Origin of the sequence: Hydrogenophaga sp. UC242_50 (assembly GCF_042697355.1) — a bacterium.
Lineage (GTDB): Bacteria > Pseudomonadota > Gammaproteobacteria > Burkholderiales > Burkholderiaceae_C > Hydrogenophaga.
In genome coordinates, this window is sequence record NZ_CP170553.1 from 3648069 (window position 1) to 3673231 (window position 25163).

At 67.3% G+C, this 25163-nt stretch carries 17 protein-coding genes and 3 pseudogenes; 3 read left to right on the plus strand and 17 right to left on the minus strand.

All coding sequences use genetic code 11. The features are described 5' to 3' along the window. Positions 1-271: 271 nt before the first annotated feature. The 10 genes and pseudogenes from ACFJGX_RS18555 to ACFJGX_RS18600 all read right to left on the minus strand — a co-directional run bounded on the left by ACFJGX_RS18555 (position 272) and on the right by ACFJGX_RS18600 (position 13476). Positions 272-2383, minus strand: a complete 2112-nt coding sequence (locus ACFJGX_RS18555) for an NAD-dependent epimerase/dehydratase family protein (RefSeq protein WP_382326757.1) — start codon at positions 2381-2383, stop codon at positions 272-274. Between the two features lie 32 nt (positions 2384-2415). After that, positions 2416-4323, minus strand: coding sequence for an XrtA/PEP-CTERM system amidotransferase (locus tag ACFJGX_RS18560; protein ID WP_382326759.1), 1908 nt, complete (start codon positions 4321-4323; stop codon positions 2416-2418). 1 nt (position 4324) lies between these two features. Continuing rightward, positions 4325-5560, minus strand: a complete 1236-nt coding sequence (locus ACFJGX_RS18565; protein ID WP_382326761.1) for a TIGR03087 family PEP-CTERM/XrtA system glycosyltransferase — start codon at positions 5558-5560, stop codon at positions 4325-4327. A 21-nt stretch (positions 5561-5581) separates the two neighbouring features. Beyond that, complete coding sequence (locus tag ACFJGX_RS18570) at positions 5582-6634, minus strand: FemAB family XrtA/PEP-CTERM system-associated protein (protein ID WP_382326763.1); 1053 nt, start codon at positions 6632-6634, stop codon at positions 5582-5584. Further along, on the minus strand, positions 6627-7496 hold the full coding sequence (locus ACFJGX_RS18575; protein ID WP_382158258.1) for an XrtA system polysaccharide deacetylase: 870 nt from the start codon (positions 7494-7496) through the stop codon (positions 6627-6629). The genes ACFJGX_RS18570 and ACFJGX_RS18575 overlap by 8 nt, the downstream gene beginning before the upstream one ends. A gap of 16 nt (positions 7497-7512) precedes the next feature. Further along, entirely contained in the window at positions 7513-8631 is a 1119-nt protein-coding gene (locus tag ACFJGX_RS18580) for an XrtA/PEP-CTERM system-associated ATPase (protein WP_382158260.1), read from the minus strand. A gap of 3 nt (positions 8632-8634) precedes the next feature. Next, entirely contained in the window at positions 8635-10164 is a 1530-nt protein-coding gene (locus ACFJGX_RS18585; protein WP_382324563.1) for a TIGR03016 family PEP-CTERM system-associated outer membrane protein, read from the minus strand. 74 nt (positions 10165-10238) lie between these two features. Further along, positions 10239-11186, minus strand: coding sequence for an XrtA-associated tyrosine autokinase (locus ACFJGX_RS18590; RefSeq protein ID WP_382326765.1), 948 nt, complete (start codon positions 11184-11186; stop codon positions 10239-10241). Between the two features lie 15 nt (positions 11187-11201). Continuing rightward, positions 11202-12758, minus strand: a complete 1557-nt coding sequence (locus tag ACFJGX_RS18595; protein ID WP_382326767.1) for an XrtA system polysaccharide chain length determinant — start codon at positions 12756-12758, stop codon at positions 11202-11204. Positions 12759-12839: 81 nt separating this feature from the next. Continuing rightward, positions 12840-13476 (minus strand): annotated as a pseudogene (locus ACFJGX_RS18600) (XrtA/PEP-CTERM system exopolysaccharide export protein). A 255-nt stretch (positions 13477-13731) separates the two neighbouring features. Between ACFJGX_RS18600 and ACFJGX_RS18605 the strand changes: the two are divergent. Then, positions 13732-14928 carry an amino acid aminotransferase gene (locus ACFJGX_RS18605; RefSeq protein ID WP_382326769.1) on the plus strand — a complete coding sequence of 399 codons (1197 nt, stop codon included), beginning with the start codon at positions 13732-13734 and terminating at the stop codon, positions 14926-14928. 60 nt (positions 14929-14988) lie between these two features. Here the strand turns inward: ACFJGX_RS18605 and ygiD are convergent, their stop codons facing one another. After that, on the minus strand, positions 14989-15870 hold the full coding sequence (gene ygiD, locus ACFJGX_RS18610) for a 4,5-DOPA dioxygenase extradiol (RefSeq protein WP_382324553.1): 882 nt from the start codon (positions 15868-15870) through the stop codon (positions 14989-14991). Positions 15871-16102: 232 nt separating this feature from the next. Here ygiD and ACFJGX_RS18615 point away from each other — a divergent pair. Continuing rightward, positions 16103-17498, plus strand: a pseudogene (locus tag ACFJGX_RS18615) (polyhydroxyalkanoate depolymerase). A 46-nt stretch (positions 17499-17544) separates the two neighbouring features. Next, positions 17545-18207 carry an electron transport complex subunit RsxB gene (gene rsxB, locus ACFJGX_RS18620; protein WP_382324549.1) on the plus strand — a complete coding sequence of 221 codons (663 nt, stop codon included), beginning with the start codon at positions 17545-17547 and terminating at the stop codon, positions 18205-18207. A gap of 9 nt (positions 18208-18216) precedes the next feature. On the opposite strand, the gene ACFJGX_RS18625 is transcribed toward rsxB, so the two are convergent. The 6 genes and pseudogenes from ACFJGX_RS18625 to ACFJGX_RS18650 all read right to left on the minus strand — a co-directional run bounded on the left by ACFJGX_RS18625 (position 18217) and on the right by ACFJGX_RS18650 (position 25138). Next, on the minus strand, positions 18217-19737 hold the full coding sequence (locus ACFJGX_RS18625; protein ID WP_382324547.1) for a methyl-accepting chemotaxis protein: 1521 nt from the start codon (positions 19735-19737) through the stop codon (positions 18217-18219). A 78-nt stretch (positions 19738-19815) separates the two neighbouring features. Then, a complete protein-coding gene (locus ACFJGX_RS18630; protein WP_382324545.1) occupies positions 19816-20103 on the minus strand; it encodes a hypothetical protein in 288 nt (95 codons plus the stop codon). A 149-nt stretch (positions 20104-20252) separates the two neighbouring features. Then, positions 20253-20744 (minus strand): VOC family protein, encoded by a 492-nt coding sequence (locus tag ACFJGX_RS18635; protein WP_382324543.1) that lies wholly within the window; start codon positions 20742-20744, stop codon positions 20253-20255. Between the two features lie 3 nt (positions 20745-20747). Beyond that, entirely contained in the window at positions 20748-21284 is a 537-nt protein-coding gene (locus ACFJGX_RS18640) for a class I SAM-dependent methyltransferase (protein WP_382324541.1), read from the minus strand. A 134-nt stretch (positions 21285-21418) separates the two neighbouring features. Continuing rightward, on the minus strand, positions 21419-23467 hold the full coding sequence (locus ACFJGX_RS18645) for an acetyl-CoA carboxylase biotin carboxylase subunit (protein ID WP_382324539.1): 2049 nt from the start codon (positions 23465-23467) through the stop codon (positions 21419-21421). Positions 23468-23604: 137 nt separating this feature from the next. Then, positions 23605-25138, minus strand: a pseudogene (locus ACFJGX_RS18650) (acyl-CoA carboxylase subunit beta). Between the last annotated feature and the right edge of the window lie 25 nt (positions 25139-25163).

Below are 25163 nucleotides of genomic sequence, written 5' to 3' on the forward strand. Positions count from 1 at the left end.
GCAGGTCGGGTTTCAGGCGCTGGAGCAAGGCGCGAAAGGCGCCCCGGTTCGGCCAGCGCCCCGCCCTTGACCACCTCGAGCCGCATCGGCTCCCAGTTCACCGCCGGGGCGAGCCGCTCACCGGCGTCGAAACAGTTGTCCATCGCCACGATGAGGTGGCGGTAGCCCGGCCCGAGGGCATTCGCCAGTTGCACGAAGCGCGCCTGCGGCCCGCCCAGCTTGAAGGTCGAGAAGGCGTGCAGCAGCACGCGCGGGGGGCGTGCGCCCTCGCTCATGCAGAACCTTCTCCGGCGTGCACGGCCATGGCCTGGCGGTGGAAGGTCGCGGCATCGCTCACCGGTTGCCAGCCCAGGTCCTGTTTGGCGTTGCTGCAGTCGATTTTCGCCAGCAGGCCGCGCGACATCAGATCGCGCTTGAACGGTCGGGCCACGGCGCGGCCGGTCACGCGCTTGATCAGCCACTTGCCCATCTCCACCAGCCACAGGCCGGTGGGGGACGACGGCACGAACTTCAGCGGACGGCCGATGGTGCGCGAGAGGTCGGCCAGGTATTCGCGCGCGCTCGGGCGCACATCGCCCACCAGGTTGTAGGCACGGCCCGGCGCGGCGGGCGCCGTGACGGCGGCCACGATGGCCGAGGCGCAGTCGCCCACCAGCACCCAGGGCAAGGCGTTCTGGCCACCGTTCCAGCCGACGCAGTACTGGTCGTTATTGAAGAAGCCCAGGCCGCTGTGGAAGGGCGAGGTGCCCGAACCCACCACGAGGCCGGGGCGCATCAGCACGATGGGGAAGCCGGTCTTCTGATGGATGTCCATCAAGGCCTGGTCGGCCAGGGCCTTGGCGCGGGCGTAGTCGGCGCGCGTCTCGGGGCGGGGGTCCGGTGGCGTGGCGCCGGTGATGGTCTCACCCGCATCGCCCAGGAACAGGCTGGCGATGGAGCCCACGTGCACCATGCGCTGCACACCGGCCGCGCGGCACACCTCGGCCACCATCACGGCGGAATCCACCATCGCGGCGCGGATGGCCTCGAAGTTCGCGCCACCGCCGCCGTGCGCGAGGTTGATCACGTAGGGGGCGCCGGCGATCGCGCGCTCCAGGTCGGCCTTGTTCTTCACGTCGCCGCGCACGATCTCCACGCCAGGCCGACTGAAGACCGGCTGCAGGTTGTTCACGCCGCGCGCCATCACGCGCACGCGGTGGCCCTGGCCCAGCAGGGCCGCCACGGTGTGCGAGCCGATGAAACCGGTGCCGCCCAGCACCACGACCAGGTCACCCGTGGGCGCGGGCTCGGCCACCGGCGTGGCGCCCGCGGGCAAGGGCTTGAAGGCCGCGGCCATCTGCTCGCAGACCGAGACCAGCTCGGCGCCGAAGTCGAGGTCGATGCGGGGCTTGCCCTGGCTCTGCAGCTCCTGGTAGAAGGCCTGCAGGCTGCCCTTCATGCCCAGGTAGAAGGCGTCGGAGCGCGGCTTGAGCTTGGCCGTGGCGATGACGTAGTCGCGCAGCACCGAGAAGCCTTGCGACTTCACCTGTTGGCCCGTGGCGCGCGCCGACAGCCAGGCATCCACCGGCTCCATGTAGGCGGTGCGCTCCAGGGTGTGGAACTGGTTGGCGAACATGTCGGCCACCGCCACGCCGTCGTCGCAGACCACGGTCATGCGGCACACCGTGAACTCGGCGCCCACATGGAAGCGCATGTGGGCGGGCATGCGCTCGCAGCGCAGCGACACCTGGCAGGCGTTGTGAAGACCGACGCCGGGCGAGATTTCCACCGGGTCCTCGGCCAGCACCGAGAGCTCGCGCACCGAACCGGCGAGGTCGAGCACCTGCGACAGCGGGTGCACCGCCTGCTCCAGCAGGATGTTGAGCGGCTTGCGGAACATCCAGTGGCCGAACTGGCGCGCGGCCAGCTGGCGCAGCGGCACTTCGTACACGTAGTCGAGGTAACGCGGCTTGCCCAGGCGGCCCGACGCGATGGCTTCCTTGAGCTGCACGTAGGCGGGGTTGAACACCAGGTTCTGGTTCACGCCGATCACGGCGCCGGACTGACCTGCGGCTTCGCGCAGTTGCTCGCACTCGGCGGTGCTCACGCCCACCGGCTTTTCCAGCAGCACGGTCTTGCCCGCGGCCACGAAGGGCATGGCGGAAGACAGGTGGAAGTCCGGTGGCGTCAACACGTGCACGGTGTCGGCGTCCGAGGCGGCGGCTTCCTCGATCGAGTTGAACACGCGGCCCGCGCCGAATTCCTTGACCAGGCCCTGGGCGGTGGCGGCGTTCACGTCGAACACGCCATACAGCTCCACACCCGGGATCTCGCGCAGCGCGGCCGCGTGGGTCTTGGCGATATTGCCGGCGCCGACCAGCAGCACCTTCTTCTTGTTGCTCACAAACATCCTCCTGGAAATGAATTCTTGGCCCGTCAGACGGGCGCGCTCTTCTCGTTCTGCCGCAGGAACGCATCGAACATGATCAGCATCCACAAGGGCGTGGAATGGTCGGACTGGCCGCTCAGGTGTTCCTTCACCATGCGCTCGAGCACGGTGGCATTGAAGTAGCCCGAGTCCAGCATGCGCGGGCTCAGCACCGATTCGCGCATGCGCTGCGCCAGCGGCCCGCGCAGCCACTTCGCCAGGGGCACCGAGAAGCCCATCTTGGGCCGGTACAGCACGTCGTGCGGCAGCAGCGGCTCGAAAGCCTTCTTGAACACCGCCTTGCCCTCCCCGCCCTGGATCTTCAGATCGCTGGGCAGCGTGGCCAGCCACTCGATGAGCTGGTGGTCCATCAGGGGTTCGCGCACCTCCAGCGAGTGCGCCATGGCGGCGCGGTCCACCTTGGTGTTGATGTCACCGACCAGCCAGGTCTTGTAGTCCAGGTACTGGATCAGCGCGAGCGGGTCGTCGGTCTGCGCGCGCTGGGCGTGCTCGCGGAACACCTCGATGGCGTTGTAGCCGCCCAGCTCGCGCTGAAACGCGGGCGAGAACAGGCGCGCGCGCTGGTCGGCGCGCAGGTGCGACATGCTGTGGTGGTAGGCCTGCACGCTGTCCATGGCCATGGCCTGGAAGGTGGTCTTGGCGCGGAACATGCGCGGCGCCCAGTCGGCCTTGGGGTAGAGCCGGCCCAGCGTGCCGAACACCGACTGGCGCAGGCCGTGCGGCAGTCGGTTGCGCACGCGCTCCTCGCCCAGGTGCATGCGGTAGCGCCGGTAGCCGCCCAGGCTTTCGTCGCCGCCATCGCCCGAGAGCGCCACGGTGACGTGCTTGCGCGCCATCTCGCAGACGCGGTAGGTCGGGATGGCGGAGCTGTCGGCGTAGGGTTCGTCGTACAGCCAGGCCAGGGTGTCGATCAGGTCGAAGTCGTCGCTCTTGACGATCTCCAGCCGGTGGTCGGTCTTGTAGCGGTCGGCGACCTGCTGGGCGAACTCGGACTCGTTGAAGCGCGGGTCGTCGAAACCGATCGCGCAGGTCTGCACCGGTGTGTCGGACAGGCCGGCCATGGTCGCGACCACGGCGCTGGAATCGACCCCACCCGAGAGGAAGGCACCCAGCGGCACGTCGGCGATCAGACGCAGCTTGACGGACTCGCGCACGCGGTCGCGCAACTCGACCTCGGCATCGGCCTGCTCGATCGGGTTGTCGTTGGTGAACTGCACGTCCCAGTACGGCACGGGCGCGGGTTGGTCGGCTTCGCCCCGGCGCAGCAGCAGCGTGTGCGCCGCCGGCAGTTTGTGGGCGTTGCGGTAGATGCAGCGCGGGTCGGGCACGTAGCCGAACGAGAAATAGTCTTCCACCGCCTTCGGATCGATCTCGCGCACGAAGCCCGGGTGGGCCGTGATCACCTTGAGTTCGGAGCCGAAGATGAAACTGCCGTCGGGCAACCAGGCGTAGTGCATGGGCTTGACGCCCATGCGGTCGCGCGCGAGGAACAAGGACTGCTGCGCGCGGTCCCAGATGGCGAAGGCGAACATGCCACGCAGGCGGTGCACGCAGGCCGTGCCCCAGGCCGACCAGGCGTGCACGATCACCTCGGTGTCGCTGCGCGTGCGGAACACGTAGCCCAGGGCCTTGAGCTCGGGCACGAGTTCCTGGAAGTTGTAGATCTCGCCGTTGAACACGATGCCCACGCTGGCGTCGGCGTTGAACTGCGGCTGCTGGCCCGTGGCCAGGTCGATCACCGACAGGCGCCGGTGGCCCAGCGCCAGGCCGGGTTCGAGGTGCAGGTCGTCTTCGTCCGGCCCCCGGTGGGCTTGGATGTCGTTGATGCGGGACACCAGCGCGCGGTCGTAGCTGCGCAGACCCTGGGTGTCGAACAGGCCGGAAATGCCGCACATGTCAGTGGGCCTCCTGAACGGTGGCGTTGAGTTGGTGGGGGTCGTCCAGGCAGGCGTCGATGCCGCTCAGGTGGGCCTGCCAGCTGAAACCCTGCAGCACGAAGCGGCGGGCCTCGCGGCCGAGCGCGGCGGCCTGGGCTGGCGGCGCATCGAGCAGTTGCTGCAGCGCCTGCAGGAAACCGTCGGCATCCTCGGCTCGCAGCAGGCCCTGCGCGCTGCTGGCGCCGATGGCTTCGGCGCAGGAAGGCACGGTGATCACCGCCTGCTCCATGGCCATGGCTTCGAGGATCTTGTTCTGGATGCCGCGCGCCACGCGCAGCGGCGCCACGACCGCGGCGGCGTGCTGCAGGTAGGGCCGCACATCGGGCACGGTGCCGGTGACCACCACGTGCTGGCCGGCCAGGGCCTGCACCTGCGGCGAGGGGCTGCGGCCCACGATGTAGAAGCGCGCCCGCGGCCAGTGCGCGCGCAGGCGCGGCAGCATGTCCGAGACGAACCAGCTCACGCCGTCGATGTTGGGCCAGTAGTCCATGGCACCGGTGAACACGATCGCCTGCTCGTTCGCCGCGAACGGGTTGGCGCGCGCGGGATCGGGGGTGAAGAAATCGGCGTCCACGCCATTGCTGAGGGACTGCACATGGCCTTGGGCCTCGGGCGCGTGCGAGAGAAACAGCGCGGTCTCGTTCGGCGTGACGAAGAAGGAGCGGCGCGCCTGCGAGGCCACCTCGCGTTCGTAGGCCAGCAGGCGTTCGCCTTCGCGCCGGTACACAGCCGACATCGGCCAGCGGTGCGCGGGGGCGTATTGCGTCCACTTGGCCGAATCCACATCGACAAAATCAACCAGCATGGGCACGGCCGGCGCCAGCGGCTGCGCGTACTGCGCCATGGCGCCCGAGAACACCACGCTGGCCTGCAGCTCATGGGCCTGGGCCACCTGCTCGACCCAGCGCCGCATGCCGGCGTTGCGGTAGTAGGCCAGCGTCAGCGCCTCGCCGCGCAGCAGGCCGGTGGCGCTCATCAGCTTGGCCCGGCGCGGCGCGATGCGCTCGACGTGCAGGTCCGGACACAGGGCCTTCAGCGTGGGCAGGTGCTGCTCGTCGTCAGGGTCGTCGATGAAGGTGCCCAGGAACACGCGGTGTTTCTGCAGCAGGTGGCGCAACAGGTGGTACGAGCGCACCTTGTCGCCCTTGTTGGGCGGATACGGAAGGCGGTGAACGAGGTACAGCAGGTTGGCCATGGTGCGTCAAGGTGGCGTCGCTCAGCCCAGATTGCGCACGATGAACGGGCCCAGCCAATTGGCGACGCCAATGGGCAGGCGCCGCCAGGTCGCGATCAGCAGCTTGTACTTGGCGTTGGCCGGGTTGTTCTGCGGAATGCCCTCGCGCTTGTACAGGCGGTACTCGTAGTTCAGCGGCGTGGGCTCGAAGCCCCAGTTCTTCTTGAACGCGTAGGGGCCGGTGCCCTCCTTGCTGCGCCCGTAGTCGAACACCTTGAGTCCGCGCGCGCAGGCCAGGCGCATGAGTTCCCAGTACTTGAAGTCGTTGGCAGCGAGGTCGCGGGCGGCCTCGTCGTCGCCCGCGTAGTACGGCAGCACCTCGTCGCGGAAGTAGAAACTGAGCACGCTGGACAGCGGCGTGCCTTCGGCCGAACACACGGTCAGCACCTCGGCGTCGGCACCGAAGGTCTTGAGCAGGGTCTGGAAGTAGCGCTTGGGCATGGCCGGCGTGCCGTGGCGGTGCACGTTGTCGGCGTACAGGGCGAAGAAGCGGTCGACGGTCGGGTCGATGTGCGAGGTCAGGCCGTTCTTGATGCCCTTGCGCACCATCGCGCGCTGCTTGCGCGGGATCGCCAGCATGTTGTCCTCTTCCTTGGGCAGGATGGCCTTGCGGAAGGTGACGTAGAGCTCCTGCACCGGCCAGTCGGTGTGGCGGCGCTCGATGTGGCGCAGCTCCAGGTGGTCGGTGCCGAGCTCGACGGCCAGGCGCTGGGCCTCGGCTTCGAGCGCCGTGGCGGCCTCGGGGGTCGCGGCGGCCGCGCCGCCGTACACCGCGAACGGCAGGCCGGTCAGCGCGTTGCCGAACAGGCGGCTGTTGACATGGGCCAACGGCAGCACGCCCTGGATCTCGCCGCCGGACTCGGCGTAGAGAAAGTAGGTGTCGTGGCGGAAGACGTCGCGGATGACCGTCTGCCAGCCCGCGCGGTGGAAGAACGTGGCCTGCGGTTGCGCCAGGACGAAGGCGTCCCAGCGGGCGATCTGGTCGGCTTGGGCGCTGTCGAGGCGGTGGATGCGAAGAAGAGCAGGCTCAGACAACGGACACCTCTTTCTTCACGCGGCTGCCGATGAAGATGTTGTCCATGCGGTCCCATTGGAAATCGTCCAGCAGGCGCGCGAGGCGCTGTTCCGTGCGGCCGATGTTGACGTAGTGGCGAAAGCGGGTCTTGAGGTCGATGCCGGCCACGCGCGGTTGCCCGGGGTCGATCTCCCAGGGGTGGAAGTAGAAGATGGCGGATTGCTCGTCCTGCCTGTTCACCTGCTGCAGCATCCAGCGCGAGAGCGCATAGGGCATGAGGCGGAAATAACCACCGCCGCTGGACGGCAGGTTGCGGTTGAACATGCGCAGCGTGGTCGGCGGCACTTCCATCATGCCGCCCGAGGTCTCGTAGGCGAAGCGCGGCGCATCGGGCATGCCGTAGTGGTCGTGCTTGACCGGGTAGATGCTGGAGCTGTAGCGGTAGCCCGCGCGCTGCAGGGTGTCGAGCGCCCACAGGTTCTTCGCACCGATGGAGAAGCTCGGCGCCCGATAGCCCCAGACCGCCTGGCCGCCCAGGTCTTCCAACAGGCCCTTGGAGCGCGTGATGTCGTCGAAGAACTCGGCCTCGGTGAGGTCGCTCACCCGCTGGTGCCCATAACCATGGCTGGCGAGTTCATGGCCTTCGCGCACGATGCGGCGCACCATGTCGGGGTAGCGCTCGGCGATCCAGCCCAGGGTGAAGAAGGTGGCGTGGGTGTTCTTCGCCGCGAGCAGCTGCAGGATGCGGTCGATGTTGTGTTCGACCCGGCACTCGCAGCGGTCCCAATCGGCGCGGTCGATGTAGGGCGCCATGGCCGAGACCTGGAAGTAGTCTTCGACGTCGATGGTCAGCGCGTTTTCGATGGGTGCGTTGGATGGCATGGGAACCCCCTTGGGATCAGTTGCTGCCGTTGTTGCGCGACTTGCGGGTGGCCGCGACGATCTTCCTCAAGGCACCGAGGATCTCCAGGCTCACCCGCTCCTGGCGCAGCACGCTGCGCTCCATGCGCAGCAGGCGGGTGCTGAGCTGCTCGGCCGTCACGCGGGTGAGCTCTTCGCCGATGCCGTCCACCACGCCCGGGTCCAGGTCGAGGTCTTCGGGGCCGATGCCATCGACCAGCGAAGGGCGGGCCTCGGCGCCCTCGCCCGCCTTGGGCAGGTGGGCCCAGCGGTCGTCGCTGCCCTGGTGGTCCGGCGCGGGCACCGCGCTCTCGGCGTGCATCTCCGCGACCACCTCGTTGAGCGCATCCAGCGTCAGGGTCGGCGATTCGGACAGGTAGCCCTGCAGCAGCAGGCGGTCGCACAGGGTGTTGATGCGGCGCGGAATGCCGCCGCTGTGCTGGAAGATGCCGGCGAACACCGCCGGCTCGAAGACCGGCTTGTCCACCGCGCCGGCGCACTTGAGCCGGTGCTCGATGTAGGCGCGGGTGTCCTCCTCGTCCAGCGGGCCGAGGTGGCAGCGCGCGGTGACGCGCTGGCGCAGTTGCAGCATGCCCGGGCCCTGCAGGATGGTGCGGAACTCGGGCTGCCCGACCAGGAAGGTCTGCAGCAGGGCCTGTTCGCCGAACTGGAAGTTCGACAGCATGCGCAGCTCTTCCACCGCCAGCGGTTGCAGGTTCTGCGCTTCGTCCACGATCAGCAGGCAGCGCTTGCCCTGGGTCGTCTGGGTGATGAAGAAGGCTTCCAGCGCCATCAGCATGTCGGCCTTGCCGGTCCCGCGCACGGGCACGCCGAAGGCCGCGCAGACCAGTTTCAGCGCGTCTTCGGCGCCCAGCTGGGTGCTCACAAGATGGGCCGCCACCACCGAGCCGTTTTCCAGGCTGTCGAGCAGGTCGCGCACGATGGTGGTCTTGCCGGCGCCCACCTCACCGGTGATGACGATGAAGCCCTCGCCGCGCATGACGCCGTACACCAGGTACGAGCGCGCGCGCCGGTGCGGCTTGCTGCTGTAATAGAAACGCGGGTCGGGGTTGAGTTGGAAGGGTTTGCTGGTCAACCCGTAATAGGCTTCGTACATGTATCAGAACCGGTGGGTGACCACGCCCAGGATGGCGGTTTCCTTGTAGGGGAAGGTGCCGCTGTAGAGCGAACGCCGGAGCTGCACGCTGCCGCTGGTGCGAGCGGCCAGGCGCGTGCTGACGCCGAACGTCAAGGTCTTGAGGGTGTTGCTGAACGAGGTGTTGATGCCTTCGTTCGTCTGCCGCGTGAAGGACACGTTGGCCGAGGTCAGCCGCGTCAGGCGGTGGGCGTAGGTGACCCGCCAGGCCTTCTCGACAATGTCGGAGGCGATGTTGAAGTCGTCGCTGAGCGTGATCACCGGATTGAGGCGGCGCCCCGTGTTGCGGGCCACGGCCACCACAAAGGCATCGCGGGGACCGAACAGGCCCAGCGAAAGCTCCTGCAGGCGTTGCACCGACGCCGACGAGGTGAGGAAGCCCGGGTTGAGCTGGAAATCGGCCGGCAGGCCCAGGCGCTGCAACTCGGCATTCACCTGCTGCGCCCGCCGCACCGGGTCGGACTCGTTGGACAGCGCGTCGATCAGGCCATAGAGCGAACCCTGGGACGCGCCCGCGGCATCCAGCTGGCTGGTGACCACGTCGCGGGTGTCCACATAGCGCCAGATCGCGCGCCGGCTGCGGTACTCGACCTCGACGTTGTGGCCGTTGCCGAAATAGCGGTTGGACCGCTCGGCGAAGACGCGCGTGCGATCGGAGGGCCGCCATTCGACACCCAGCCCGGTGGAGCGGTACGACTTCATGTCGGGGGTCAGCAGGTCGTTGGACTCCACGCCGACCAGCGCCGACAGGGTCAGCGTCGGGTTCAGCGCGTAGAACAGGCGGCCATTCACCGCGTCCAGGGTCTGCCGCTGTCCGAAGCTGTAGTCGAGCTGCGTGCGACCCGCTTCGAGCGTCCAGCCCAGCGATTGCCCGGTCACCTGGCGCGACAGCCGCGCCAGGCCCTCTTCGGAGCTGATGTCGGAACGCAGCCGCGTGTCGGTGCGGGTGGTCTGGTAGGCGTAGCGCAGCTCGTAGTCCACCGAACCCATCAGGCTGCCGCGCAGGTAGGGCGAGAACCGGAAACTCGAGGTCTCCGACAGGTTGTCGTTGCCCAGGGCGTCGATGCTCGGCGACTCGAATGCCGAGATGGCCTGCTGGCCGATGATCCCGGAGAAATCGATGAAGGCGCGGTTGTCCCAGGCCTCGAAGGTGCCATTGGTGTTCAGGGACTGCTGGATGTTGTCCTGCACCGTGTTGCGCGCGTCGTAGATGCCGCGCAGCGAGTAGTCGAAGAAGCCCTTGAGGCGCGGCTTGTTGACCACCACGCCAATGCCCGGGCTGATTTCGGTGATCTGCTCGCTCTGGCGGTTCTGCGTGGAGAGATCGCCGTTGTTGGAAAAGCCCTGGCTCACGGAGATGCGGGGCGTCACCCAGATGGCAGGGGGCGGGGCCACCGGCGTCTCCACCTCCACCAGATCCCCTGCGGGAGCGACTTCCTGCGCCCTCACCTGGGCATGCAGCGACAGCACGAGCAGGCCCGACAAGGCCTGCACCAGCGTGCGCCACCGGGAACGATGTGGGCCGGCGGGATGATCGATGTGTCACTGGGAAACCTCCGTGAACCGATTCAAGCCGGCGTGGTCTCTGAGACCTGGGCGTCGCTCGACGCCCCGTGCCCGTAGCCGTAGCCGTACCCATAGGCATCCTGATCGCCACCATGCACCTGGTTGAGCACCATGAGCTTGATCGGGCACGACTCGATCGTCGTCAGCGCGTGCCGGACCTGGGACTGCAGGGTCTTCTCGGCCTGCACCACCACCACGATCTGGCCCATGTGCGTGCGCAGCACGCGGGATTCGGTGGTCAGCAGCAGGGGTGGCGAATCAAAGATGATGATGCGGTCGGGGTAACGGTGGCCCATCTCTTCAATCAGATCGGTCATCGCGTCGCTGGCCAGCAGCTCCGTGGCGCGCGGATGCGGCGTGCCGCTGGGCAGCAGGCTGAGCTTGTCGATGTTGGTGCGCAGCAGCGTGTCCGACATCTCCATCTGCTTGTTCGTCAGCAGGTCCAGCAGGCCGGGGCCGGGCGGCAGGCCCAGCGTTTTCATGATCGAAGGGCGGGACACGTCGGCATCGACCAGCAGGACCGTGTAGTCCAGCTCCATGGCGATGCTCATCGCCAGGTTGATGGCGGTGAAGCTCTTGCCTTCGCCGGGCATGGCGCTGGTCACCATGATGCGGTTGCCATGCTGCACGACCGAGGCCCCCTTGCCGGTTGCATTGGCGATCAGGGGGCGTTTGATGACACGGTACTGGTCGGCGATGGCGGCGCGCGGCGCGTTCGGCGTGACGAAGCCCGCCTCGGTGAGCCCGGCCAGATCGAGGCGCACGCTCTTGGAGACGGTCTTGGCGGCCTCTTTCATCACGGGCGCAGGCTTGGCGGCAGCGGCCACAGGCGCCGTGGTTTCGGGTGCGCTGGTGGGCGCCGCGGCGGCATCGGGCACCGCCGGCATGTCGGCGCCGGCCTGTCGCAGTTGCTCAAGCCGTTGGGCTGCTTTTTCAATCAAGCTGGACATGTTTTCAGATCACCTTCAAAGGCTCGATCGGTACGACAAGGTCACCATACCGATGAGGAACAACACGACCAAGGCCATGATGGCCAGCAGGAAACGCCGCAGGCTTCGGGATTCGCGCCGGCGCATGGCGTCGTTCTTGACCAGGGTCACCACGCCCAGCAGGGGCAGCTCGGTGGCACCACGCAAGGCCGAGGCATCGAAGAACACCGGGCGCAGCTGACTGACCAGGAAGGTCACGCCAACACCCGCGGCCAGCGCGGCCAGCAGGGCCACGGGCAACAGCAGTGCGCGGTTGGGGGCCACCGGGCGGCGCGAGACCTGCGGCGGTTCGACCACGCGGAAGTCGGCCAGGTTGGAGGTGCTTTCCAGCTCGCCGCTCATCAACACGGTCTCGCGGCGCGACACCAGGTCCTGGTAGTTCTTGCGGTGGATTTCGTAGTCGCGGTTGAGCTGGGCCAGCTCGGCTTCCATCTGCGGCGCCACCTTGAGCTGCTCGCGCAGGCGGGCCGAGCGGCCTTCGTATTCGCCGACGCGGGCGCGCAAGGACGCCACCTGCACTTCGGCCGAGGCCAGCGTGCGCGTGATTTCCACGATGGCCGGGTTGTTCTCCACCACCGGCGAGGCGGGCGAGGCCGCGGCGGCGCGGCGCATTTCAGCGATCTCGCGGCGCTTCTGGTCTTCCAGTTCCTTGATCAGGCGGCGCGTGTTGAGCACGTCCGGGTGCTGGTCCGTGAAGCGTTGCAGCAGGGCGTCCAGGCTGCGCTTGAGCGCATCGATGCGGGAATCCAGGTCGGGCGTGCGCAAGTTCAGCGACGAGGTGTCGGGCGCGGTCCGCGCCATGCTGCGCGCCTGCTCCAGCTGCTTGCGCGCGGCCTCGCGGGCGCTCTCGGCTTCGCGCAGCTCCAGGCGGGCCTGGCTGAGCGTGCTCAGCATCTCGGCCATGCGGCCGGCCACATCGAGACCCCCCTGCCCTTGCATGTCCAGGTTGCGCAGGCGGAAATCCTTCAGGCGGGACTCGGCTTCGGACAGCTTGTTCTCGTAGTTCTTGATCTGCTCTTCGATGAACTTGCGGGCGTTGTCGGAATCGGTGCCGGCGGCGCCCTTGCCCGACTCGACAAAGATCGTCAGCAGCGACTTGACCACCTGCAGCGAACGCTCCGGGTTCTCGTCGCGGTACGACAGGGTGTAGAGGTTGTCGCGCCCCGTCGAGCGGATGGCGAGCGACTTGAACAGGTTGTCCACCAGGGCATCGCGCTGCGCCTTGGTTTGGCCCGCGGTTTCCAGCTGGGCCATCTGCATGAGCTTTTCCACCGTCGGCCGGTTGATCAGCGTGCGGCTGAGCATGCCAACCTGCTGCTCCACATCGGGCTGGATTGCCAGACCGGTCATGAGCGGGCGCAGGATCGACTGGGTGTCGACGTACACCCGCGACGTCGCCTCGTAGCGATCGGGGATCATCAACACGCCGGCGGCGCCCACGGCGGCCACGATCCAGGCGATCAGCACCCCGAGTCGGCGGTATTTCCACATGCCCCGCAGGGTGGTGGAGATTTGGTTCAGGAGATCGTGCATGCAGAAATCTGTGTGTGACAGCAGAACAGCGAGGGACTGGCTGGTCGCCCGACCAACCCCGAGGCCGACCGGACGGCGGCCTTAGAACCAGCCCTGCGGGATGATGAGAATGTCGCCGGGCAGCATTTCCACGTTGGCGGAAATGTCGCCGCGCTTGACCAGGTCCTGCAGCCGCACGCTGTAGCGCTTGTTGCTCTCAGCGGCGCGCACGATGGTGGCCTTGTTGCCGTCGGCGAAGTCGGTCAGCCCGCCCACCGCGATCATCACGTCCATGACCGTCATCTTCTGCTTGTAGGGCAGGAACTGCGGCTTGGTGGCTTCACCCACCACACGGATCTGCTCGCTGTAGGGGCCGACGAAGTTGGTGACGATCACCGTCACGACGGGATCGCGCACGAACTTGCCCAGCGCCTTCTCGACGTCGCGGGCGATTTCGGAGGACGTCTTGCCCTGCGCGACGAGTTCGTCGACCAGCGGCGCGGACACCTTGCCATCGGGGCGCACGGGCACCGTCAGCGAAAGCTCGGGGTTGCGCCACACGGTGATGTTCAGCGTGTCGCCCGGTCCCACCAGGTAGTTGTAGTTGGCGGTGCTGCGCAACCACCGGCGCGGCCGGCAGGTTGCTGTTGCTCGCGCAGCCACTGACACCCACCAACAACGCGGTTGCAGCGGCGCCAATGGCGAGAACACGAACGAGACCGGAAGTATGTTTTCGCATGACCCATTTCCTCCATGGAACGGTGAAATGTTAATAAAAGTTAACGCCCTTTTGAATATACCGCAGACATGCGGCAATGGAACGCTTGTAAACGGTAACGAATACCCAAACCCTCCTCTGTCATGAGGAAGCGCACGCTTGTGGCGAAAACATGCATGCGAAGGCCACAACGGGCACACCATTTGGCATCAGGAACGCAACACGCCCGGCCGCTAAAATGCCGGTTGCTCCCGACCTCAACCCAGGAAACCCAGCATGTCCCTCTTCTCCGCCGTCGAAATGGCGCCGCGCGACCCGATTCTGGGTCTGAACGAACAGTTTGCCGCCGACACCAACCCCAACAAAGTCAACCTCGGCGTCGGTGTCTACTTCGACGACAACGGCAAGCTGCCCCTGCTGCAATGCGTGCAGGCGGCCGAGAAGACCATGATGGACAAGCCTGCCGCGCGCGGCTACCTGCCCATCGACGGCATCGCGGCCTACGACGCCGCCGTCAAGAGCCTGGTGTTCGGCAGCGATTCGGAGCCGGTGAAGTCCGGCCGCGTGCGCACGGTGCAAGCCATCGGCGGCACCGGCGGCCTCAAGATCGGCGCTGACTTCCTCAAGCGCCTCAATCCGAACGCCAAGGTCCTGATCAGCGACCCGAGCTGGGAAAACCACCGCGCCCTCTTCACCAACGCGGGCTTCACGGTCGACAGCTACGCCTACTACGACGCCGACAAGCGCGGCGTCAACTTCGACGGCATGCTGGCCAGCCTGAACGCCGCGCAGCCCGGCACCATCGCCGTGCTGCACGCCTGCTGCCACAACCCGACCGGCTACGACATCACCCCGGCCCAATGGGACCAGGTGATCGCCGCCGTCAAGGCCCGCGGCCTCACGCCTTTCCTGGACATGGCCTACCAGGGCTTTGGCGACGGCATTGCCGAAGACGGCGCGGTCATCGGCAAGTTTGTCGCCGCCGGCCTGACCTTCTTCGTCTCGACCTCGTTCTCCAAGAGCTTCAGCCTGTACGGCGAGCGCGTGGGGGCCCTGTCGGTGCTGTGCGAAAACGCCGAGGAAGCCTCGCGCGTGCTGTCGCAGCTCAAGATCGTGATCCGCACCAACTACTCCAACCCGCCCATCCACGGCGGCGCGGTGGTGGCCGCCGTCCTGAACAACCCGGAGCTGCGCGCCCTGTGGGAAAAGGAACTCGGCGAGATGCGCGTGCGCATCAAGGCCATGCGCCAGAAGCTGGTGGACGGCCTCAAGGCCGCCGGCGTGAAGCAGGACATGGGCTTCATCACCAGCCAGATCGGCATGTTCAGCTACTCCGGCCTGAACAAGGACCAGATGGTGCGCCTGCGCAGCGAGTTCGGCGTCTATGGCACCGACACCGGCCGCATGTGCGTGGCCGCGCTCAACAGCAAGAACATCGACTACGTCTGCCAGGCCATCGCCAAGGTGGTCTGAGTCGGGTCTGACGCAAAAAAGCCGCTCGATGAGCGGCTTTTTTCATGGGCCGTCCCGGGTTCAGCTCCAGATGACCGAGCGCATGGAGATGGAGGCGCCCTGGAAACCGTCGTTGAAAAAGCGCGGCTCCTCCTTGTCGGTGACCGCACCCGCCGTGTACAGCAGCGGCAGGTAGTGCTCCCAGCTGGGGTGCGCCATCTGCGCCACGGTGCCCAGCTGCTGGAAGTCGTTGAGCGCCTCCAGCCGCCCCTGAGCGAGGTGCTCGGCCGTGATGCGGTCGAACTCGATCGCCCATTCGTAGGCCTGGTTGTCGGCCGCGTCCCGGCGCATGGTGCGCAGGTTGTGCACGATGTTGCCGCTGCCCACGATCAGCACACCGCGCTCGCGCAACTGGGCGAGCTGGCGGCCGACAGCGAAATGCTCGGCCGCGGGCCGGCGGTAGTCCATGCTGAGCTGGATGACCGGGATCTCCGCGGCCGGGAACATGGGCTTGAGCACCGACCAGGTGCCGTGGTCCAGGCCCCACTCGCGCTCGTCCAGGTCCAGCGCGCGGCCAGAGCCGGGCTGCCTGACCACCCCACTGATGGCACGGGCCATGGCTGGCGAGCCCGGCGCGGGGTACTGCTGGTCGAACAGGGCCTGCGGAAAGCCGCCGAAGTCGTGGATGGTGGGGGGCTGGCTCATGGCCGTGAGCTGCCAGCCCGGGGTCAGCCAATGCGCCGAAACGCACAGGATCAGGCTGGGCTGCGTGCCCCGCGCGCGCAGTTCCTGGCCCAGGGCCTGCCAGCTGCGGCGCCAGGCGTTGTCCTCGATCGCATTCATGGGGCTGCCATGCCCCAGGAACAGCACCGGCAGGCGCTCGGTGGCAGGCAGCGCGGCGGCCAGGTCGGCCAGACCGGCGGCGGCGGACGTGGGTGAAGGGACGGAGGCCGAAGTGCTCATGTAGGTTCCGAGGGCGGTGGCCGCGAGGGCCCCGCCGGCGATCAATAGGGGGCGACGTTGCATGGGGGGTGGCGATCGGCGGAAAAGCCATGGAGCCCGCCGCCGCGCACGAAGTTCCGGCAGGATTCTTTCACGAAGGTGACAACAACACCCGGGGGTATAGTGTTTTCACCCTTATAGGGACTTGCACATGCTGCTATATTGCACTGCAACATAACCAGATTCGACGCCCATGCTGTACCAGATTTACGAAACCCAGCGCTCGATCATGGAGCCGTTCGCTGACCTGGCCGAGGTCGCGTCCAAGCTCTTCACCAACCCCATGCTGCCGCTGGCCCAACTGCCGGGTGCCCAGCGCATCTCCGCCGGTTACGACCTGATGCACCGGCTGGGCAAGGACTACGAGAAGCCGGTGTTCGGCATCCACACGGTGGATGTGGACGGTGTGGACATCGCGATCCACGAGCGCATCGAGATCGACAAGCCATTCTGCGAGCTGCGCCGCTTCAAGCGTTTCTCCGACGACACCGAGACGCTGGCCAAGCTCAAGGGGCAGCCGGTGGTGCTCATCGTCGCCCCGCTCTCGGGCCACTACGCCACGCTGCTGCGCGACACCGTGCGCACCATGCTCAAGGACCACAAGGTCTACATCACCGACTGGAAGAACGCCCGCCTCGTGCCGATGGCCGATGGCGAGTTCCATCTGGACGACTACGTGAACTACATCCAGGAGTTCATCCGTTACCTGCAGCAGGGCTACGGCAACTGCCACGTGATGAGCGTCTGCCAGCCCACCGTGCCGGTGCTCGCGGCGGTCTCGCTGATGGCCAGCCGGGGCGAGACCACGCCGCTGTCCATGACCATGATGGGCGGCCCCATCGACGCGCGCAAGTCGCCCACGGCGGTGAACAACCTGGCCACCCAGCGCAGCTACGAGTGGTTCGAGAACAACGTGATCTACCGCGTGCCCGACAACTTCCCTGGCGCCGGCCGCCGCGTGTACCCGGGCTTCCTGCAGCACACCGGTTTCGTGGCCATGAACCCCGACCGCCACGCGTCGAGCCACTACGACTACTTCAAGGACCTGATCAAGGGCGACAACTCCAGCGCCGAGAGCCACCGCAAGTTCTACGACGAGTACAACGCCGTGCTCGACATGGACGCCGACTACTACCTCGAAACGATCGAGACGGTGTTCCAGGAATTCAAGCTGGTCAACGGCACCTGGGACGTGAAGAACGAACAGGGTGAGCTGGAGCGCGTGCGTCCGCAGGACATCAAGCGCACCGCCCTGCTCACGGTGGAAGGCGAGCTCGACGACATTTCCGGCTCCGGGCAGACGGCCGCCGCGCACGACCTGTGCACCGGCATCCCGAAGACGCACCAGATGCACTACGAGGCGCAGGGCGCTGGCGCACTACGGCATTTTCAGCGGCCGGCGCTGGCGCGACATGGTGCACCCGGTGGTCAAGACCTTCATCCGCGCGCACCAGCCCGCCGCGGATGCCGCGCCTGCCGCAGCGAAGCCGGCCGTGAAAGCGGCCCCCAAGGCCGTGGCGCGCAAACCGGCCGCCAAGGCACCGGCAGCGGCCCGCAAGACGGCCAGCCGCAAGACCACCAAGGCCTGAGCGGCGAAGCCCACGGCGCCCTGGCGGCGCCGGTATATTCGCGGGCATGAACGACCTCGCCCGGCGCATCGACGCCGCCCTGCCGCAGACCCAGTGCACGCGTTGCGGTTACCCCGACTGCGCGAGCTATGCGCAGGCCATCGCGGACGGCGAAGCGGGCATCAACCAGTGTCCCCCCGGCGGGGCCGAAGGCATCGAGCGGCTCTCCGCCCTCACCGGCCAGCCCGTGCAGGCGCTGGACCACCGCTTCGGCATCGAAGGCCCGGTCACCGTGGCGGTGATCGACGAGGCCTGGTGCATCGGCTGCACGCTGTGCATCCAGGCCTGCCCCACCGACGCCATCCTCGGCATCCACAAGCGCATGCACACCGTGGTGGAGCCCTATTGCACCGGCTGCGAGCTGTGCCTGCCGGTCTGCCCCGTGGACTGCATCTCGCTGGAAATCGTGAGCGGTGAACGCACCGGCTGGCAGGCCTGGTCGTCCGAACAGGCCGCGCAGGGGCGCGAGCGCTACAGCCTGCGGCAACAGCGCCTGGCGCGCGAGAAGCGGGAACACGAAGTGCGGCTGGAAACGAAGGCGCGCGAGAAACTGGCCGATCTGGCCGCGCACTCGAAGATCAGCGACGAGGCCGTGCTGGACAAGAAGCGCGCCGTGATCGAAGCCGCGCTGGCCCGTTCCCGAGCCAGGCGCGGGCAGACCGGCGGCTGACCCGCCCCTTCAGGCGCCCTGGCGCGCGGCCACGGTCTTGTAGACGCCGCAGCCCACGTAGAGATCGTCGATCTTCATCACGTAGGACATCTTGGCCTGGATGGCGCCGGTGACCGGGTTGGCGATGTCGTACTCCACCCAGCCCTCACCCGCCTCACCCTGCGCGACGATGGCGTTGAGCAAGGCCTGCCCGTCGACACCCGCGATGTCCTGCACCCGGCTGCCCACCTTCTCCGGCTTGCCGCCGAAGGCGCGGTAGACGCCCGTGCTGTCGAGCGCGAACACGTACATGTCGCGGTCGTGAAAGCCACTGGAGGGCTCGGTGATCGAGCGCGAAAACGCCTCGCGCCCACCTTGTTTGCGCTGCGCCAAGGCACGGCTCACCAGTTGCATGGCCTCATCGGCCGTGCCTTGCTGCAGCATGAAGGAGGACACCGCTTTCGACAGGTGGGCCGCGCGCTGCTCCAGCTGGTTGGCCTGCTGCACCGCGCGTTCCACCATCTGGGCGTTGTGCTGGGTGATCTGATCGAGCTGGGTCACGGCCGCCGAGATCTCGCTCAGGCCGGTGCTCTGCTCGGCGCTCGACGCGGAGATCAGCGACATGTTGGCCGCCACGCCGCGCACGCCGGTGACGATCTGACCGATGCTGTTGCCGGCCGTGCGGATCTGGGCCACGCCCGCCTCCACCTGGCTGCGCGAGGCTTCGATCAGCTCGCGGATTTCCTTGGCCGAGGCGGACGAGCGCTGGGCCAGCGTGCGCACCTCGGCGGCCACCACCGCGAAACCCCGGCCCTGTTCACCGGCCCGAGCGGCTTCCACCGCCGCGTTCAGCGCGAGGATGTTGGTCTGGAACGCGATGCTGTCGATCACGCCGATGATCTCGTTCATCTGCTGCGCGCTCTTCTGGATGCCTTCGACCGACTCGACCGCATGGCCCATGTACTTCGCACCCGACTCGGCCACGTCGCGCACCTGCGCGGCCTGCTGGTCGGACTCGCCCGCGGTGCGGGCGTTCTGCTGCACCGTGCCCGAGAGCTCGTGCACGCTGGCCGCCGTCTGCTCCAGGTTCGCGGCCTGCTGCTCCGTGCGGTCGGCGAGGTCGCGGTTGCCCATCGCCAGGCTCTTGCCGGCGTGGGCGACGAGCGCGGAATTGCTGCGCACCTCGGCCACCATGGCCGAGAGGTTGCCGATCGTGCGGTCCAGCAGGCGCGCCAGCTCGGCCAGTTCGTCGCTGCCCTGCACGCGAATGGTGGACCGCAGGTTGCCCGACACCGTCTGCCCCATGGCGCCGAGCACCTGCTGGAAGTCCGCGGTGAAGCTGACGTAGAACGAGACCATGAGGTAGGCCAGCAGGGCCAGGCCTGCGATCGCGACCATCAGGGCGCCGCCGTGCAGCCCGTCAGGGCCTTGCAGGCCCCAGGCGAGCAGCAGGGGCAGGACCGACGAGGCCGCGAGCAGCAGAAGCTTGCCGCGCAGGCGGAACCGGCGCATCAGGGCGATGCCGGGCAACAGCGGATGGAATCCGGACATGGGTGTACCGCTCCTCGGTGTGAATGGGTTCTTATCGGTGCCGCGCCATCCGCCTTGAGCCGGGGAAACCCCGTGGGCTCAGTGCAGACCGGCGATGGCGGACTGGCGGGCTTCGAAATGCCGGAACAGCTGCACGGCCATCATCCGCAGCGTGTCGTCGGCCATGTTGTGGGCATGCGCAAGTTGTTCCAGCGCGTAGCGGCGGTCGCAGATCATCAGCGCCCGGCTCACGCACATGCCCTGGGACGACATGCGCAGGCAGAAGTGCTCCAGCAGTTCGGCGGGCCAGGCGGGCGCCATGCCCCGCCCCAGCCAGCTGGACGCGCTGGCAAGGTCGTTCGAATCTTGGCCGGGTGACGGGTTCATGCGGAACTCCTGCGACAAGGGGTGGGCCGCGCCACCCTTGGCACAGCCTTCACAGGTCACAAGATTAAGTTCGCGGCCCGGGCCGCGGTGCGCCGAACAGCGCCCGAAAAGCCGCCCTGCTCCGGGCGCTCGGCCGCTCGTCCCGGGAATCAGGCCGGCTGGGCGGCCAGGCGCGCGAACGCGTCCACCACTTCGGGGGGCGCCTGCACCAGTTCGATCAGCACGCCCTCGCCCGCGATGGGGAATTCCTCATTCGCCTTGGGGTGCAGGAAGGTGATGTCGAAGCCCGCCGCGCCCTGGCGGATGCCGCCCGGCGCAAAGCGCACGCCCTGGGCGCCGAGCCACTGCACGGCGGTGGGCAGGTCGTCGATCCACAGGCCGATGTGGTTGAGCGGCGTGGTGTGCACCGCCGGCTTCTTCTCGGGGTCCAGCGGCTGCATCAGGTCGACCTCGACCTTGAACGGGCCGGCGCCGATGGCGCAGATGTCCTCGTCCACGTTCTCGCGTTCGCTGCGGAAGGTGCCCGTGACCTCCAGGCCCAGCATGTCGACCCAGAGCTTCTGCAGGCGCTGCTTGTCGGGCCCGCCGATGGCGATCTGCTGGATGCCCAGCACCTTGAAAGGACGTGAGGAGGAAGGCATGTCTCAATGAACTCCGTTGAGGGAAACGGGCGCGCGCTCCAGCGCCCAGACCGTGGCCGGTGGCAGGTTGGCCCAGACCGAGGCCGAGCGCCGCCAGTGCCAGCCCGGGGGAATGCCGTTGAAGGGCCGCAGGTGCGGCGCCGCGTAGGTGTACTGGATCAGGCGCGAGCCCGGCTGGCGGCCGATCAAGCTCAGCATGGCGTTCACGCACTCGCGGGCTTCGTCACGCGGCATGGACAGCAGCGGCAGGGACGACACCAGCGTGACGGGCGAGCGCGCCTCGATCGTGAGCTGGTTCACGTCGGAGGCACAGTGGTTGAGCACCTCGGCCAGCGGGAAGGCGTGGCGCAGCAGGCGGGCGAAGTCGGGGTCGCGCTCGATCACCACGAAACGCTCCAGCGCCGCGAACGACATGGCCAGCTCGCGCGTGATGGCACCGGTGCCCGCGCCCACCTCGATCAGCACGCCAGGCTGGCTGCGCCAGACCTCGCTCACGATGGCCCGGGCCAGTGCCCGGGAAGCCGGTGCGATGGCACCCATGCGGCGCGGATCGCGCAAACATCCCAGGGCGAAAGCCAGACCATGCTTCATGCGAATCCTTCAGAGCCGGGTGGCTTTGCAGGTTAGCGCATTTCACGGCCCGCTGTCCGTATCCAAAGGTGCCCACCCGCGCCTCAACCGAATTCGACGATCGGCTGGTCCACCACCAGCGACTCGCCCATCTTCGCCAGCACCTTGGAGACCACGCCGTCGGCGGCGGCGAACAGCACGTTTTCCATCTTCATGGCCTCGATCACGGCCACGCGCTCGCCGGCCTGCACCTTCTGGCCCGGCTGCACCGCCACCTCGACCAGCAGGCCCGGCATGGGCGAGAGCACGTATTTGCTCATGTCGGCCGGCGCCTTGAACGGCATGAGGGCGTGCAGCTCGGCCATGCGCGGCGACACCACCATGGTCTCGATGCGCGTGCCGTTGTGCTGCACCACCAGGGCCAGCGGGTTGCGCGGCGTGCCGCGCTCGATCTGCGCCGTGTAGGGCTGGCCGTTGCAGGTGCCGGTCACGCAGATGTCGTTCAGGCGCGAGGGGCTGGACATCGCGTAGCGCTTGCCGTCCACGGTCACCACGGCCGAGCCGAGCTGGCCCACCACCTCGTCCACATGCACGGACTTGTAGGCGTGTTCGCCCTGGGCGTCGAGCACGATCACCGAGTAGTCGTGGCCCACCTTCACGCCATAGCCGGGCAACTGGCCCGACAGGCCAGCCGCGCGCTCGCGCGACTTGCGCCGCACGAAGGCGGCCAGGGCGACGAGGAAGTCCGGGTCGCTGTGCGGCACGTCTTCGGCGCGGAAACCCTGGCCATAGTGCTCGGCGATGAAACCGGTGTTGAAGTCGCCCGCGACGAATTTCGGGTGCGCCAGCAGCGCGGCCTGGAAGGGAATGTTGCTGCTGATGCCCCGGATCACGAAGCCATTGAGCGCCTCGCGCATCTTGGCAATCGCGTCCAGCCGGTCCTTGCCGTGCACGATGAGCTTGGCGATCATCGAGTCGTAGAACATCGGAATCTCGCCACCGTCCTGCACACCGGTGTCCACGCGCACGCCGAGCAGATCGGCGGTGTTGCCCTGGAACATGGTCTGCGCCGGCGGCGCGAAACGCACCAGACGGCCGGTGCTGGGCAGGAAGTTGCGGAACGGGTCCTCGGCGTTGATGCGGCATTCGATGGCCCAGCCGTTGCGCTGCACCTGGGCCTGCGTCAGCGGCAGCTTCTCGCCGGCCGCCACGCGGATCATCAGCTCCACCAGGTCCAGCCCGGTGATGCACTCCGTCACCGGGTGCTCGACCTGCAGGCGCGTGTTCATCTCCAGGAAGTAGAAGTCCTGGTTCTTGCCGACCACGAACTCCACCGTGCCCGCGCTCTGGTACTTCACCGCCTTGGCCAGGGCCACGGCCTGCTCGCCCATGGCCTTGCGCGTGGCCTCCGAGATGAAGGGCGATGGCGCCTCTTCGATCACCTTCTGGTGGCGGCGCTGGATGGAGCATTCACGCTCGTTGAGGTAGATCACGTTGCCGTGCGAATCGCCCAGCACCTGGATCTCGATGTGGCGCGGCTCCTGCACGAACTTCTCGATGAAGATGCGGTCGTCGCCGAAGCTGTTGCGCGCCTCGTTGCGGCAACTGGTGAAGCCCTCCAGCGCTTCCTTGTCGTTGAAGGCCACGCGCAGGCCCTTGCCGCCGCCGCCCGCGCTGGCCTTGATCATCACGGGGTAGCCGATGTCGCGGGCGATCTCCACCGCGCGGTCGGCGGATTCGATCGCGTCGTTCCAGCCCGGGATGGTGTTGACCTTGGCGGCGTTGGCCAGCTTCTTCGAAGCGATCTTGTCGCCCATGGCCGCGATGCTGAAGTGCTTGGGACCGATGAAGGCCATGCCCTCGTCTTCCACGCGCTTGGCGAAGGCCTCGTTCTCCGACAGGAAGCCATAGCCCGGGTGGATGGCCTGGGCGCCGGTGCGCTTGGCGGCCTCGATGATCTTGTCCGCGACCAGGTAGGACTCGCGCGAGGGCGCGGGGCCGAGCAGCACGGCCTCGTCGGCCAGCTGCACGTGGCGCGCCTCCTTGTCGGCCTCGGAATACACCGCCACCGTGGCGATGCCCATCTTCTTCGCGGTGGCGATCACGCGGCAGGCGATCTCGCCGCGGTTGGCAATCAGGATCTTGGTAAACATCATTTGTCCAATCTGTTCTTTACCGACTCATGTCCGGAGCAACATTCCAGAAGTGCCGCGGAACCGGCTTTGCCGGGCCGCTGGCGCTGCCCCCTTGAGGGGGTGACGCGCGAAGCGCGGCGCGGTGGTGGGCCTGTTCACAGCGGAATGTTGCCGTGCTTGCGCCACGGGTTCTCGAGCTTCTTGTCCTTCAGCATCACCAGGCTGCGGCAGATGCGCTTGCGCGTCTCGTGCGGCAGGATGACGTCGTCGATGAAGCCGCGCGCGCCCGCCACGAAGGGGTTGGCGAAGCGGGCCTTGTACTCGGCCTCGCGCTGCGCGAGCTTGACCGGGTCCTTCTTCTCTTCGCGGAAGATGATCTCCACCGCGCCCTTGGCGCCCATCACCGCGATCTCGGCGTTGGGCCAGGCGAAATTCACGTCGCCGCGCAGGTGCTTGGAGCTCATCACGTCGTAGGCGCCGCCGTAGGCCTTGCGCGTGATCACGGTGATCTTGGGCACTGTGCACTCGGCGTACGCGTAGAGCAGCTTGGCGCCGTGCTTGATGATGCCGCCGTACTCCTGCGAGGTGCCGGGCATGAAGCCGGGCACGTCCACGAAGGTAACCACCGGGATGTTGAAGGCATCGCAGAAGCGCACGAAGCGCGCGGCCTTGATCGAGCTCTTGATGTCCAGGCAGCCGGCCAGCACCAGCGGCTGGTTGCGCGACGATGCCCACGGTCTGGCCGTCCATGCGGGCGAAGCCGATCAGGATGTTCTTGGCGTACTCGGGCTGCAGCTCGAAGAAGTCGCCGTCGTCCACCGTCTTGACGATGAGCTCCTTCATGTCGTACGGCTTGTTCGGGTTCTCGGGCACCAGCGAGTCCAGGCTCAGTTCCATGCGGTCGATCGGGTCGCCGCTGGGGCGCACCGGCGCCTTCTCGCGGTTGTTGAGCGGCAGGTAGTTGTAGAGGCGGCGCAGCATCAGCAGCGCCTCCACGTCGTTCTCGAAGGCCAGGTCGGCCACACCGCTCTTGGTGGTGTGCGTGATGGCACCGCCCAGTTCCTCGGAGGTCACCTCCTCGTGCGTCACCGTCTTCACCACCTCGGGGCCGGTGACGAACATGTAGCTCGAGTCCTTGACCATGAAGATGAAGTCGGTCATGGCGGGTGAGTACACCGCGCCGCCGGCCGAGGGGCCCATGATCATGCTGATCTGCGGCACCACGCCCGAGGCCATCACGTTGCGCTGGAACACGTCGGCATAACCGCCGAGCGAGGCCACGCCTTCCTGGATGCGCGCGCCGCCCGAGTCGTTCAGGCCGATCACCGGCGCGCCGACCTTCATCGCCTGGTCCATCACCTTGCAGATCTTCTCCGCGTGCGCTTCGGACAGCGCGCCGCCGAAGACGGTGAAGTCCTGGCTGAACACGAACACCAGGCGGCCGTTGATCATGCCGTAGCCCGTCACCACGCCGTCGCCGGGGATCTTGTTGTCCTGCATGCCGAAGTCAGTGCAGCGGTGCTCGACGAACATGTCCCACTCTTCGAAAGTGCCCTCGTCGAGCAGCACCTCCAGCCGCTCGCGCGCGCTCAGCTTGCCCTTGGCGTGCTGCGCGGCGATGCGCTTCTCGCCACCGCCCAGCCGCGCCGCGGCGCGCTTGCGTTCGAGTTGTTCAAGGATGTCCTGCATGGTGGTTCTCCGGAGGAAACGGTCG

Bases quoted from the DNA above. Each gene is read 5' to 3' on its own strand.
- ACFJGX_RS18560 (WP_382326759.1), bottom strand. From the start codon at position 4,323: ATGTGCGGCATTTCCGGCCTGTTCGACACCCAGGGTCTGCGCAGCTAC.
- ACFJGX_RS18565 (WP_382326761.1), bottom strand. From the start codon at position 5,560: ATGGCCAACCTGCTGTACCTCGTTCACCGCCTTCCGTATCCGCCCAAC.
- ACFJGX_RS18575 (WP_382158258.1), bottom strand. From the start codon at position 7,496: ATGCCATCCAACGCACCCATCGAAAACGCGCTGACCATCGACGTCGAA.
- ACFJGX_RS18580 (WP_382158260.1), bottom strand. From the start codon at position 8,631: ATGTACGAAGCCTATTACGGGTTGACCAGCAAACCCTTCCAACTCAAC.
- ACFJGX_RS18590 (WP_382326765.1), bottom strand. From the start codon at position 11,186: ATGTCCAGCTTGATTGAAAAAGCAGCCCAACGGCTTGAGCAACTGCGA.
- ACFJGX_RS18595 (WP_382326767.1), bottom strand. From the start codon at position 12,758: ATGCACGATCTCCTGAACCAAATCTCCACCACCCTGCGGGGCATGTGG.
- ACFJGX_RS18605 (WP_382326769.1), top strand. From the start codon at position 13,732: ATGTCCCTCTTCTCCGCCGTCGAAATGGCGCCGCGCGACCCGATTCTG.
- ygiD (WP_382324553.1), bottom strand. From the start codon at position 15,870: ATGAGCACTTCGGCCTCCGTCCCTTCACCCACGTCCGCCGCCGCCGGT.
- rsxB (WP_382324549.1), top strand. From the start codon at position 17,545: ATGAACGACCTCGCCCGGCGCATCGACGCCGCCCTGCCGCAGACCCAG.
- ACFJGX_RS18625 (WP_382324547.1), bottom strand. From the start codon at position 19,737: ATGTCCGGATTCCATCCGCTGTTGCCCGGCATCGCCCTGATGCGCCGG.
- ACFJGX_RS18630 (WP_382324545.1), bottom strand. From the start codon at position 20,103: ATGAACCCGTCACCCGGCCAAGATTCGAACGACCTTGCCAGCGCGTCC.
- ACFJGX_RS18635 (WP_382324543.1), bottom strand. From the start codon at position 20,744: ATGCCTTCCTCCTCACGTCCTTTCAAGGTGCTGGGCATCCAGCAGATC.
- ACFJGX_RS18640 (WP_382324541.1), bottom strand. From the start codon at position 21,284: ATGGGTGCCATCGCACCGGCTTCCCGGGCACTGGCCCGGGCCATCGTG.
- ACFJGX_RS18645 (WP_382324539.1), bottom strand. From the start codon at position 23,467: ATGTTTACCAAGATCCTGATTGCCAACCGCGGCGAGATCGCCTGCCGC.